This is a genomic window from Corynebacterium sp. UMB10321, from assembly GCF_030228725.1.
Taxonomy (GTDB): Bacteria; Actinomycetota; Actinomycetes; order Mycobacteriales; family Mycobacteriaceae; genus Corynebacterium; species Corynebacterium pseudogenitalium.
The window spans coordinates 414,516-427,686 of the sequence record NZ_JASOZC010000001.1 but is presented as its reverse complement, the minus strand read 5'-3'; the positions used below and the strand labels follow the sequence as shown (position 1 = coordinate 427,686).

Genomic DNA, 13,171 nt, shown 5'->3' with positions numbered 1-13,171 from the left:
CGCACGGCCCTGGCTGCGCCTATCCGTAGTAGTCGCGTTACAGTGGCACCATGACACAAAACAAGTCGTTTACTCTACGCCAAGCCACCGAATCAGACCGCATGTACCTGCAGCGCCTGAACTTTCTTGCGGACGTATTCGGCGATGAAACCGCGCCCGTCGGGCACGAGGAGCGCCTCGGGGTGACCGACTACGTGGACCACTGGGACCCGGAGCGCGACGGCGGCATTATCGCCTGCGATGAGTTCCGCACCCCCGCCGGTGGCGTGTGGCTGCGCTACTGGGATGACCCGGATGCAGGCCACGCAAACCTCGGCCCCGACGTGCCGGAGCTCGCCATCGCGGTGGAACGCCGCTTCGCAGGCCACCGGCTCGGCTCGAAACTGCTACGCGCAGTCATTGAGCTTGCAGCGCAACAAGGCGCGCCCCGCGTCGCTCTCTGGGTTGACCCAGACAACGAGCGTGCGCGCCACCGTTACGAGCAGTTCGGCTTCACCACGGTTGCCGACGATGCCAATGTCATGGTGTTTGACTGCAACGTCGGCTAACTGCGGCGAGAAACCCTTTAGGAGATCACGACGACCAGGTCGCCGCCCTCCACCTTGGTTGCCTGCGTGAAGGCGACTCGCTCGATGGTGCCGTCCTTCGTCGCCGAGATCGCGGCCTCCATCTTCATCGCTTCGATAGAAGCAACCTGGTCGCCGGCCTTGACTTCGTCGCCAGGCTTGACGGTCACGTTCACCACACCAGCGAACGGTGCCGCAACGTGGCCTTCCTGCGACGGATCAGCCTTCTCCACCTCGGCGACTGTGGACTCGGCGTTCTCGTCCCTGACCTGCATCGGACGGATCTGGCCGTTGACCGTCAGGATGACCTGGCGCATGCCCTTCTCATCGGGCTCGCCCACGGCGTCAAGGTTGACCACGAGCGGCGGCAGGTGATCCTCGAGCTCGCCGTACCAGATCATCGTCTCCTCACCCTCAACAAGGCCGTAGAAGAAGGTGCGGTCCGACAGGTGGTCCGTGATGCCGTAGGTGCGGCGGTGTTCCAGGAACTCCTTGTACTGCTTCGGGAACAGCAGCTGGTCCAGCGCAGCACGGCGCGTCACGTGGTCCTCGGAATCAAGGTCACCAGCGAGCTCTTCCGGCACGTCCACCGTGTGGTCGACTTCCTGGCGGTCCTCGAGCGCCTTGTCGCGCAGCAGCGGCCAGCCACCCGGAGGCGTACCCAGTTCACCCTGCAGGAAGCCGATGACGGACTCAGGGATGTCGTACTTGCGCGGGTTCTCCGCGAAGTCCTTCGGGTCCACGCCCGCACCCACCAGGTGCAGCGCAAGGTCACCCACAACCTTCGACGACGGCGTGACCTTCGTCGGGCGGCCGAGGATCTCGTTCACCGCGGCATAGTAGTCCTCGATGAGCTCGAAGCGGTTGCCCAGGCCCAGCGCCTTCGCCTGCGTACGCAGGTTGGAAAGCTGACCGCCCGGGATTTCGTGCTTGTACACACGACCGGTCGGGCCAGGAATACCAGATTCAAACGGAGCGTAAACCTGGCGCACGGCCTCCCAGTACGGCTCGAGGTCGCTGACAGCCTGCAGGTCAATGCCGGTGTCACGCTCGGTGTTCGCGAAGGCAGCAACGAGTGCGGACAGCGACGGCTGCGAGGTGGTACCCGCCAGCGGTGCCGACGCCACATCCACAATGTCCGCGCCAGCATTTGCGGCCGCCAGGTAGGTCGCTAGCTGGCCGCCAGCCGTGTCGTGAGTGTGCACGTGAACAGGCAGGTCGAAGCGCTCGCGCAGCGCCTTGACCAGTTTCGCGGCAGCGCCCGGACGCATCAGGCCGGCCATATCCTTGATCGCCAGGACGTGCGCGCCGGCGTCGACAATCTCTTCGGCCAGACGCAGGTAGTAGTCCAGCGTGTAGATGTCCTCGGCGGGGTCGAGCAGGTTGCCCGAGTACGCCATCGCAACCTCGGCGACGGTGGTGTTGGTCTCCAGAACAGCCTCGATAGCGGGGCGCATCTGGGAAACGTCGTTGAGGGCGTCGAAGATGCGGAAGATATCAATGCCTGACGACGCCGCCTCGTTCACGAACGCCTTCGTCACCGAGTCCGGGTACGGCGTGTAGCCCACGGTGTTGCGGCCGCGCAGCAGCATCTGGATATTCACGTTCGGGATGGCTTCACGCAGGGCGTCGAGACGCATCCACGGAGACTCGTGCAGGAAGCGCATGCCCACGTCGTAGGTGGCGCCGCCCCACGCCTCTACAGAGGCGAGCTGTGGCGTCATGTGGCCGACGTGCTTCGCCGCAGCGACCAGCGTGTTCGTACGGATGCGGGTTGCCAGCAGCGACTGGTGCGCATCGCGGAACGTCGTCTCGGTCACCCCGAGAGCCGTCTGGTTGCGGATCTTTTCCGCCCACTTCGTCGGGCCGAGCTCCAGCAGGTCGTCGCGGGAGCCACGTGGCAGGTCGCCGTAATCGAACTCCGGCAGTTTCTTCGAAGGACGAATCGAGGTCGGGCGTGGGCCGTTTGGCTTATTGACGGTCACGTTCGCCAGGTAGTCGAGGATCTTGCCGGCATCGTCAGCCGCGGCAGGAGCCTCAAGCAAGAACGGGTGATCGTTGATAAAGCCGGTGTTGATGCGCTTGAAGCGGAAGTCCTCGTCGGACAGCAGCGCGCGCAGGAAGCCAATATTGGTGGAGACACCGGTGACGGTGAACTCGTTAAGCGCGCGCAGTGCGCGGTCGACGGCAACCTGGAAGTTACGGCCACGGCACGTCATCTTCACAAGCAGGGAGTCGAAGTTCGGGGTGATCTCGGTACCGACGTTTGCGGAGCCGTCGAGACGCACACCCGCGCCACCCGGGGAGCTGTAGCCGGTGATCACGCCGGAGTCCGGACGGAACCCGTTGTTCGGGTCCTCCGTGGTGATGCGGCACTGCAGCGCCGCACCGTTCATCTCGATGAGGTCCTGGGTCAGGTGCACGTCCTCGAGCTTCGCGCCCGCAGCGATGTACATCTGGTTCTTCACGATGTCCACGCCGGTGATTTCCTCGGTGACGGTATGCTCCACCTGGACACGCGGGTTCATCTCAATGAAGACGTGGTTGCCCTGCTCGTCAACGAGGAACTCGACGGTACCGGCGCCCTCGTAGTTGATCTCCTTACAGAAGTTCACCGCGTCCTGGCAGATGCGCTCACGCTGTTCCTGCGTGATGTGCTGTGCCGGAGCGATTTCGACGACCTTCTGGTGACGGCGCTGCAGCGAGCAGTCGCGCTCAAACAGGTGCACCACGTTGCCGTAGGAGTCCGCCATGATCTGCACCTCAATGTGCTGCGGGCGGATGACCGCTCGCTCGAGGTACACGTGGCCGTCGCCAAACGCTGCCTCCGCCTCGCGGGATGCCTCTGCCGCGAGGCGCTCGACATCTTCGATCTTCTCGATGAAGCGCATACCGCGCCCACCACCACCGGCGACTGCCTTGACGAAGACCGGGAAGGTGAATTCCTTCGCAATCTCGGCGAGCTCCGCCGGGTCAGTTGACGGCTCGGAGTCCTTCAACGTCGGCAGCCCGGCGCGCTCAGCAGCGTGCACAGCGGCCGCCTTGTCACCAGTCAGCTCAAGCGCCTCTGGGCTTGGGCCGATGAACTTAATGCCGTTGTCGCGGCAAGCGCGCGCAAGGTCTGCGCGCTCCGAGAGGAACCCATAGCCCGGGTAAATTGCATCGGTGCCGGTCTCTTTCGCCGCACGGATAATTTCGTCGATGTCCAGGTACGCCTTGACTGGCTGGCCCTCAACACCAATTCGTACGGCTTCGTCGGCGAACGGTCGGTGGTAGGACTTTCGGTCCTCGCGCGGGTACACCGCGACAGTTTTTGCGCCAGTCTCAAATGCTGCGCGGAAGGCACGAACCGCGATTTCGCCACGGTTTGCTACCAAGATCTTTTTGAATGCCGGGAGGTCATTCAGGGGGAGCTGCTCCATCGATGCAATCCTTCCATACTGTGACATACGTGACAGTTTGAATGTTATTTGGTTGGCCTGACAATCCTAACGCAGGTTGGCGCCACACCACGGGAAAATGCACAATTGCATCTGTTCCCATAGCGATTACCCCCCAAGTTGGGGTCAGCGGTCAACGCCTCTCATATAAAAACAAACAAAACGGATGGTCCGCCCCAAAGGCAGACCACCCGTCGTTCTGGCTTACTGCGGCTGGTAGGTGCCGTCCAGGTGACGCTCCTCCGGGCCGTTGTACGCGGACAGTGGGCGGATCAGCGAGTTGTTCTCGTACTGCTCAATGATGTGCGCGGTCCAGCCGGTGATGCGGCTCATCACGAACAGCGGCGTGAAGAACTCGATGTCAAAGCCCAGGATGTAGTAGGACGGGCCGGACGGGAAGTCCAGGTTCGGGCGGATGTTGATGGACGTGTTCTCGTACATCGTCTTCGCCATGATGTCGTAGATTTCCACCCACTTCTCGGCGCCCTGGTCCTTGTGCTCCGCGGCGAGCTTCTTGAACGCGGCTTCCATGGTCGGCACGCGCGAGTCGCCCTTCTTGTACACGCGGTGGCCGAAGCCCATGACGAGCTCCTTGTTCTTCAGCTTGTTCAGGCACCACTGCTCCGCGTTTGCTGGGTCGTCGATTTCCTTCATGTGGTGCATGACGAACTCGTTCGCGCCACCGTGCAGCGGGCCCTTCAGTGCGCCGATCGCCGCGGTGATCGCAGACCAGGCGTCGGACTGCGTCGAGGTCACCGTGCGGGCGGTGAAGGTGGACGCGTTGAAGGAGTGCTCCGCGTAGAGAATCATGGTCTTCTCGAATGCCTCGATATCCGACGGGATGGTTGCCGGGGCCCCTTCTTCGTCACCGAAGACCATCCAGAGGAAGTTCTCCGAGAAGCCCTTGTCCTTGCTCGGGGCGATGTAGCCCTTGCCCTGGCGGCGGCGAATGTCGGTGGCCACGATGGTCGGCAGCTTCGCCAGCAGCTCGGTACCGATCTTGCGGATGTGGTCAGCATCCGGGGTGAACTTGTACTCGTCGCGGGTGCCCAGGAAGGACACTGCGGTGCGCAGCACGTCCATCGGGTGGCAGTCCTTCGGCAGGTAGTTAATGACCTGGATGAGTTCCTCATCGATGTCGCGGTTGTTCATGCATCCGAGGCGGAACTCCTCTGCGCCCGACTTGTCTGGCAGCTCGCCGTGCCAAAGCAGGTACGCAACCTCTTCGAAGGTGCAGTGCTCTGCCAGCTCGTGGACCGGGTAACCGTAGTACAGCAGGGAGTTGGTCTCAGGGTTGACCTTGGAGATTGCGGTGTAGTCCGCAACGACGCCAGCGAGGCCCTTCTTGATTTCTTGAGTGGTCATGGGATGAAGTCCTTTCAGGATAGGGATTGGGTTAGGGATGCGGGATAGGGATTACTCGAATGTGGACGAGTAGGTGTCCTTGGAATATGTGAAGACGGACTGGTCGAACTGGTTGAAGTCTTCGTACTTGACCAGCTCGTATAGGCGGGACCTGTGCTGCATGCGGTCCAACCACGGCTCCTGCGTGCCGGTTTCCGCGATGTCGCGGAGCATGGCCTCGGTCTGCCCCATTGCGAGGCGGAACGTGGTCACCGGCCAGATCACCGCGTTATAGCCGAGGTCCTGCAAGGTTCCGGCGGAGAGCAGCTTGGTCTTACCGAACTCCGTCATGTTCGCCAGCAGCGGGATATCGACGGCCTTGCGGAAGGTCTCGAAGTCCTTCTCGGTATAGAGTGCCTCCGTAAAGATAAGGTCCGCGCCGGCATCTGCGTAAGCCTTGGCCCGCTCGATTGCGGAGTCGATGCCCTCGATGCCAGCTGCGTCGGTACGCGCGCAGATGACGAATGCATCGTCGTGGCGCTCCTTTACTGCGGCGCTGATGCGTCGCACCATCAGGTCGCGCGGCACCACTTCCTTGCCGTCGAGGTGCCCGCAGCGCTTCGGGTTCACCTGGTCCTCCAGGTGCAGCGAGGCAAGCCCCGCGGCCTCGAACTCAGCCACAGTGCGTGCTGCGGACATCGGTTCGCCGAAGCCGGTGTCGGCGTCGATAAGCACTGGAAGGTTCGTAGCGCGAGCGATGTGCCCGCCGCGCTGGGCGACCTCCGTCAGTGTGGTCAGCCCAATATCCGGCAGGCCTAAGTCGTTGGCAAGTACCGCGCCGGAGACGTAGACCCCTTCGAAGCCACCGATGTCCTCGATGAGCCGAGCCGTCAGCGGATTGAACGCGCCGGGCAGTTTTGTAATTTCGGCGGACTCGAGTGAGGCCCGCAGCGCCAGTCGGCGCTCATTTGGCGTTGTATCAGGAACAAACATCTTAGAAAATCCCTCCTGGGATCTGAGGAGCATTGGCTTGCGCGTCCGCGTTCACCTTGATGTTGAGCTTGCTCAAGTCGGTGAGCTGCTCGAGGTTCTGCACGTCTTCAAGGAAACGGTCCTGCTCTTCCTTATCGACGATCCCCTCCGCCAGCGTGCGGAACTTCTGGATGTACTGCTCACGGGCAAACGGGCGCGCCCCCAATGGGTGAGCGTCCGCCACGGCCATCTCATCCTCGATGACGGTGCCGTCGTTGAAGGTGATGACGGCCTTTGCGCCGAACGCCTTCTCGGCCGGGTCCTGCGAGTGGTAGCGACGCGTCCACTCCGGGTCCTCCACCGTGGAGATCTTGTGCCACAGCGTGATCGTCTCAGGGCGGTTCGCGCGCTCAGGAGCGTAGGAATCAACGTGGTGCCACGTGCCGTCCTCGAGCGCTACGGCGAAGATGTACATGATCGAGTGGTCGAGGGTCTCGCGGGACGCCTTCGGGTCCATCTTCTGCGGGTCGTTCGCGCCGGTGCCGATGACGTAGTGCGTGTGGTGCGAGGTGTGCAGCACGATCGACTCAATATCGGCGGTGGACTTACCGGCATCCGCGATGGTCTGCTTCATGCGGCGCGCCAGGTCGATTGGGGCCTGCGACTGGTACTCAGCCGAATACTCCTTGGTGTAGGTATCCAGGATTGCGCGCTTTGCCTCACCGTCTGCAGGCAGTGGCACCACGTAGGTGTGTTCTGGGGAGTGCAGCATCCAGGCGATGAAGCCGTCCTCGCCCTCCCAGATCGGAGCGGGTGCGCCCTCGCCGCGCATCGCGCGGTCGACGGCCTCGATGCCCATCTTGCCCGCGAATGCCGGGGCGGACGCCTTCCAAGAAGAGATGAGGCCCTTGCGGGACTGGCGCGTCGCCGTCGTAGTGTGCAGCGCCTGGCCAACCGCCTGGTAGATGGTGTCAATGTCCAGGTTCAGCATGGTGCCCAGACCCGCCGCAACAGATGGGCCGAGGTGCGCCACGTGGTCAATCTTCCACTCGTGCAGGCAAATACCCTTGACCAGGTTGACCTGGATCTCGTAACCGGTCGCGATACCACGGATCAGCGCCTTACCGTCGAGGCCCTTGTGCTGTGCTACTGCGAGGATAGGCGGAATGTTGTCGCCCGGGTGGGAGTACTCCGCCGCGAGGAAGGTGTCGTGGAAGTCCAGCTCGCGGACCGCGGTACCGTTGGCGAATGCGGCCCACTCTGCGGAATAGGAGCCGTCGACACCAAAGATCTGCGCACCGCCTTCGGAAACTGGATGTGCCTCTGCCATCACGCGAGCGGTGGCGACTGGGCGGCGACCGTATGAAGCGACGGCGACCGAGGCGTTGTCGATAATGCGGTTGATGATCATCTCAGTCGTATCAGCTGGAACCTCGACTGGGTCTGCTGCAACCTTGGCGATCTTGTATGCGAGGTGCTCTTCAATCGGGAAATCTTCTGCCGAACGGTGCGTGCGCACGTTGTGTTCGATCATCTTGGCTCCTTCGTCTTCGTTGTAGTTCCGCTGCCGCGAAACCTCGTTGATGTTGCAGCTCATACTAGGGAGCTAAATGTGATGCGGGCCATGATTTTTGCATGTAAACTTCTGCGTACAAATTCTGCTACTTGTGCAAATTCTGTTAACTACGCAGTACACGCACACAAAATGGAAGAAAGGTACGATGGCAAAGCTGTACGCGGGGGCAAAGATACAGACGCTCCGCCGTGAACTCGAACTCACACAAGGCGAAATGGCCCGCCGCATCGACATCTCAACGAGCTACCTCAACCAGCTCGAAAACGACCAGCGTCCACTCACCGTCAGCGTGCTCCTCCAACTCACCCACGCGTTTCAGCTCTCCACCACGTTCTTCTCCCCCGATGAAGACCAACGCATGGTCAACGAGCTTTCCGAGCTACTCCCCGACGTCCCACAGCCGAAACTGCACGAGTTCGCACAGCGCTTCCCCGACATCGCCAACTCTCTCAGGGCGTTGTCTTCACCCGAGACCACCGACTCCGAACACCCCCACGCACTCGTGCGCGAATTCTTCCAGAACCACAAGAACTACTTCCACGAGCTCGACGTTGCTGCCGAACAGCTCGCAGCGCACGCCGCGAACCGGCAACTGCGACTGACACGCCTCGCGGCAACCTTCGACAGGGAATACGGCATCCAAGTGCGCTTCAACCAATACGCCCACGGCCCCCGCTCGACCCTGCAGCACGACCAGCGCGAGATCCGCCTACGCACCGGACTCACCGAGTCCCAGCAGTGCTTTGAACTCGCCTACCACTACGGCCGCACCGCCTTCGCGGAGCTCATCGACGAGTACGTCCGCGACACTTTCGACGAATCGACACAGCCCGAGCCCGTCCAGCTCGCGCGCCACGGGCTGGCGCAGTACTTCGCCGCCGCTGTCACCATGCCCTACGCCGAGCTCCTCCAAGCTGCCGAAGAAACCCGCTACGACATCGATGTCATCTCCGCGCGCTTCGGCACTGGTTTCGAGTCAACCTGCCAGCGCCTCGCGACGTTGCAGCGCCCCGGCGCAGAGGCGATTCCGTTCGTCTTCGTGCGCACCGACCGGGCAGGCAACATATCGAAGCGGCAGTCATCGACAGCCTTCCACTTCTCGCGCCACGGTGGGGGCTGCCCGTTGTGGGTCGTGCACCGCGCGTTTGAAACTTCGAATAGAGTGACGCGTCAGGTCGCCGTCATGCCGGACGGCCGGACCTACCTATGGATTGCGCGGATGGTGCAGGGCCCCGTCGTGGGGTTCGATTCCCCGCGGCGGGAACACGCTGTGGTGCTGGGCTGCGATATCGCATTCACCCAGCGCATGATTTACGCCGACGGGCTGAACATCTCCCCCGAATCGGCAACAAAAATCGGCCCCGGCTGCGCTACCTGCCCACGAACATCCTGTCCGCAGCGAGCGTTTCCGGGGCCGCCTAGTTCTAGCCCGAGCGCTAGTCCAGATCAGACTTAGCAATCAGCCTGCGTGCCGCCTCCGTAATCGAACCGGACAGGGACGGGTACACCGCCATCGAGTTCGCCAGCTGGCGCACAGTCAGGTCGTTGGCCACCGCGATGGTCAGCGACAGAATCAGCTCGGAGGCAGTCGGTGCGACAATCACGCCGCCGAGTACCTGGCCGGAGCCCTTGCGGGCGAAGATCTTCACAAAACCGTGCTGGAGGGAACGCATCTTTGCGCGAGGATTCGTCGCCAAGTCGAGCTTGTAGATGTCCGCGTCAACCTCGCCGTCGGTGATCTGCTGCTGCGTCACACCAACCGCGGCGATCTCCGGGCGGGTAAAGACCGCGTTGCCCACCGTCTTCAGGCGCACCGGTGACACGCCCTCGCCCAGCGCGTGGTCGACCGCAATGCGTCCCTGCTGCGCCGCGACCGATGCCAGCGGCATCAGGTCGCTGCAGTCACCCGCAGCGTAAATACCTGCAACGTTGGTACGCGACACACGGTCAACAATGATGTGGCCCGACGGGGCGACTTCCACACCGGCCGCCTCCAGGTTGAGGTCCGCCGTGTTCGGAATCGAACCAATGGACATCATCACGTGCGAACCGGCGATCTCGCGCCCGTCCGTCGTGCGCACAACCACGCCGTCGCCAGTGTTCGTCACCGACTCCACGCGAGCGTGCTTCTCCAAGTGGACGCCACGGCCCGCGAGCACCTCCTCGAGCACGTCAGCGGCATCGGCGTCATCGTGCGGCAGGATGCGGTCACGCGAAGCAACCATGGTCACCTCGACGCCCAGCTCAGCGAACGCAGAAACAAACTCAGCACCGGTCACACCGGAACCGACCACGATCAGGTGCGTCGGCATCTCCTGCAGGCTGTACATCTGACGCCAGTTCAGGATGCGCTCGCCGTCCGGCTCAGCGCCCGGCAGCACGCGCGGGTTCGCGCCGGTGCACACCAGCACCATGTCGCAATCAATAATCTCGGTGTCTTTGCCCTCGCAGTGCACCTCCACGCGGTGCGTGGTGTGACCGTGCTGTTGGTCCGTAAAACGAGCGCGCCCCTGGATAAGGCGCACGCCACGCTGCTCCAACTGCTTAGCGATGTCACTGGACTGCTTATCAGCCAGCGCGATCACGCGCGCGTTCAGGGCGGTCAGCGAAAGCTGGGCTTCCCCAAGCCCGTGGTTGAGCCCCATGTCGTCTGCACGGCGAAGGTCCGTCTTAATGTTGGCGCCGGCGATAAAGCTCTTCGAAGGAACAACGTCCTTGCGGATAGCGGAGCCGCCCAAACCATTGTCTTCCACAATGGTGATATCGGCCCCGTACTTTGATGCAACCAGCGCAGCCTCGTAACCAGCTGGCCCTCCGCCAATGATGACGATCTTCTTCGACACCTACATACTCCTCAACGGTCTTCGTCGTTCGCACAAATACCTGGCTAGTCTACACGGCCGCCCACGGCTTCGTTACCAACCAAAAGTTGCACTAGCTGAGGTTTTCGGCGTACTTTTCGACGACCCCTCCGAACAAACGCACCCCAACTTCAAGTGCTCGCTCATCAATATCAAGGTTGCCTTGGTGCAGGTCCTGCATCTCTCCCTCACCGCTCCAGGCACCGAGCCGGAACATCGACCCGGGGACGTGCTCCAGGTACCAAGAGAAGTCCTCTCCGCCCGAGGACTGCGGCGCGGTCACCACCGCGTGTGGGTCGATCCTGCGCCCTGCCTGTACCCCGATCGCCGTCGCGGCGTCATCGTTGAGCACCGGTGGCACGCCCCGCATGTAGTCGAGGTGGTACGTGCACCCGGTCGGTGCGACGACGAGGTCAATCAGGTCAGTAACCAGATCTTCGAGGATCCGCCACGTCCCGATATCCGCTGTCCGCAACGTGCCCAGTAGCTCGCCTGTCTTCGGGATCGCGTTCGCCGCGTCGCCCGACTCGACGTGCCCGAACACCAACACCGTGCCCGTACGTGGGTCGACCCGGCGCGACAGCAGCGCCGGCAACTGCGTAATCAGCGCCCCGAGCGCGTAGACCACGTCCGCCGAAAGCTGCGGACGAGAGGTGTGGCCGCCAGGCCCGTTAACCGTAATGCGCAGCACGTCCGACGCCGAGGTAATAGCGCCCGTGCGCACACCGATCTGGCCTACGCGCAGTTTCGGTTCAGCATGGAGGGCGTAAATGCTCGCGACATCCTGCAGCGCGCCCCACTCGATCACGTCGAGCGCACCGCCGTTCATCACTTCTTCCGCCGGCTGGAAGATGATGCGTACGCCGAGCGGCAGCTGGACCGTCGATAAGGCGCACGCCAGCGCGAGCGCCACCGTCGTATGCACGTCGTGGCCGCACGAGTGGGAAACGCCCGGGTGCTGGGATGCGAACGGCAAACCGGTTTGCTCAGGCACTTTCAGGGCGTCGATGTCGCCGCGGAACGCGAGCCGCTTGCCGTCCTTTGGGCCCAGGTCGACGTAGAGTCCCGTGCCGGGAAAGAGGACGGGCTCAAGGCCGTGCTCACGCAGCACCTTCGCAATGAACTCGGTGGTGGCGAACTCTTGGTTGGAAAGCTCCGGGTAGGAGTGGAAGTGACGGCGCCACTCCACCATTGTCGAGTGATGTTCCTTCACCCATTGGTCTACCGCGCGCGCAATTCCTCCGGCCGTCATCGTGTATGTTCACCCTTCACCCAGCATTTGTGCGCGTGGCTCCCACTGCGCCTTATTGTGGCAATGATTCTACGCTCATCTCCGCCGAATCTTGTGACTGGTCGTGTTCGTCCACCTGCTCCTCGTCCGCTGGAAGCAGCTGCAGCGGCGAAACATCGAGCGCGGCAGCGATCCGGTAGATCGTCGAAAGCGTGGGGTCAGCAGCCCTATTCCTGTTGTAGCTATTGCGCTCCAGGTTAGAGAGCAGCGAACGAGAGATCCCCGCCCGCTCCGCCAGGTACGCCTGCGATAGCCCCTGCATTGTTCGCAGCGCGCGGATCTTCTCCCCTAACGCAAACGCGTAGCTGGCCCAGTACTGGTCCGAATCCACATCCGAAAAACGTGCGCCAAGACTCCCTTGAAAGAACACGTATACCCCCTCGTGTACGTAACAAACTTCCGGTGATTATATCCGACGCACGTTACTTTGACTAGAGGTCAATATTGCGTGGCCCGTACAACCTATCTCCGGCGTCGCCGAGGCCCGGCACGATGTACGCGTCCTCGTTGAGTCCTGGGTCAATGACGGCGGTGATCAGTCGCACCGATCCGCCGTGCTGCTTCAGCTTGTCGACGCCCGGCTGCGCACTGACCATGCACACACAAGTAATGTCGTCTGCCCCACGGCCTTCCAACAGTTCAATCGCGTGGATGAGGGAACCTCCCGTGGCCAGCATCGGGTCAACCAAGAACACCGGCTGTCCCGACAGGTCGTCGGGCAGCGCCTCGAGGTATGGAACCGGCTCGTGCGTCTGCTCGTCGCGCGCCATGCCGATGAAGCCGACCTGCGCGTCCGGGATCATGGACAACGCCGGGTCAATCATTCCGAGGCCGGCACGGATGATCGGAACAATAATTGGGGGCTTTTCCAAGCGAACGCCGGTGGCTGTTGCAACCGGCGTTTTGGTTTCAAAGGTTTCGGTTTTCAGGTCACGCGACGCCTCATATATCAGCATCGCGCCCAGGTCAGCGAGTGCGGCACGAAACGCGGTGTTGTCGCTTCGCTCATCGCGCATCAGTGTCAGACGGGAGGCTGCTAGGGGGTGGTCAACAACGGTAATTTCCATGATTCACATGGTAATTGAAATTCGGAGGGAACCGTTTACTGACTCTGTGCGTCC

General features: G+C 62.2%; 10 protein-coding genes. 2 read left to right on the top strand and 8 right to left on the bottom strand.

Annotated features, from left to right (window positions below):
* The first annotated feature begins 50 nt into the window (after positions 1-50).
* Positions 51-548, top strand: a complete 498-nt coding sequence (locus QP752_RS02050; RefSeq protein WP_070975880.1) for a GNAT family N-acetyltransferase — start codon at positions 51-53, stop codon at positions 546-548.
* A gap of 17 nt (positions 549-565) precedes the next feature.
* Here the strand turns inward: QP752_RS02050 and QP752_RS02045 are convergent, their stop codons facing one another.
* The 4 genes from QP752_RS02045 to prpD all read right to left on the bottom strand — a co-directional run bounded on the left by QP752_RS02045 (position 566) and on the right by prpD (position 7,856).
* Complete coding sequence (locus QP752_RS02045) at positions 566-4,015, bottom strand: pyruvate carboxylase (protein WP_284804158.1); 3,450 nt, start codon at positions 4,013-4,015, stop codon at positions 566-568.
* A gap of 195 nt (positions 4,016-4,210) precedes the next feature.
* The gene (locus QP752_RS02040; protein WP_284804156.1) at positions 4,211-5,371 is read right to left on the bottom strand and encodes a bifunctional 2-methylcitrate synthase/citrate synthase; all 1,161 of its coding nucleotides are present in this window, start codon (positions 5,369-5,371) and stop codon (positions 4,211-4,213) included.
* Between the two features lie 51 nt (positions 5,372-5,422).
* The gene (prpB, locus tag QP752_RS02035; protein WP_070975875.1) at positions 5,423-6,343 is read right to left on the bottom strand and encodes a methylisocitrate lyase; all 921 of its coding nucleotides are present in this window, start codon (positions 6,341-6,343) and stop codon (positions 5,423-5,425) included.
* 1 nt (position 6,344) lies between these two features.
* Complete coding sequence (gene prpD / locus QP752_RS02030; protein WP_284804331.1) at positions 6,345-7,856, bottom strand: 2-methylcitrate dehydratase PrpD; 1,512 nt, start codon at positions 7,854-7,856, stop codon at positions 6,345-6,347.
* Positions 7,857-8,043: 187 nt separating this feature from the next.
* On the opposite strand from prpD, the gene QP752_RS02025 reads away from it, so the two are divergent.
* Positions 8,044-9,354 (top strand): short-chain fatty acyl-CoA regulator family protein, encoded by a 1,311-nt coding sequence (locus QP752_RS02025; protein ID WP_284804153.1) that lies wholly within the window; start codon positions 8,044-8,046, stop codon positions 9,352-9,354.
* Here the strand turns inward: QP752_RS02025 and QP752_RS02020 are convergent.
* The 4 genes from QP752_RS02020 to upp all read right to left on the bottom strand — a co-directional run bounded on the left by QP752_RS02020 (position 9,335) and on the right by upp (position 13,117).
* Positions 9,335-10,741, bottom strand: a complete 1,407-nt coding sequence (locus QP752_RS02020; protein ID WP_070477660.1) for an NAD(P)H-quinone dehydrogenase — start codon at positions 10,739-10,741, stop codon at positions 9,335-9,337. The two genes, QP752_RS02025 and QP752_RS02020, sit on opposite strands and share 20 nt — an antisense overlap.
* A gap of 91 nt (positions 10,742-10,832) precedes the next feature.
* A complete protein-coding gene (locus QP752_RS02015; RefSeq protein WP_070362995.1) occupies positions 10,833-12,011 on the bottom strand; it encodes an amidohydrolase in 1,179 nt (392 codons plus the stop codon).
* Positions 12,012-12,063: 52 nt separating this feature from the next.
* A complete protein-coding gene (locus QP752_RS02010) occupies positions 12,064-12,381 on the bottom strand; it encodes a helix-turn-helix domain-containing protein (RefSeq protein ID WP_070362996.1) in 318 nt (105 codons plus the stop codon).
* 100 nt (positions 12,382-12,481) lie between these two features.
* Positions 12,482-13,117 carry a uracil phosphoribosyltransferase gene (gene upp / locus QP752_RS02005; RefSeq protein WP_070362997.1) on the bottom strand — a complete coding sequence of 212 codons (636 nt, stop codon included), beginning with the start codon at positions 13,115-13,117 and terminating at the stop codon, positions 12,482-12,484.
* Between the last annotated feature and the right edge of the window lie 54 nt (positions 13,118-13,171).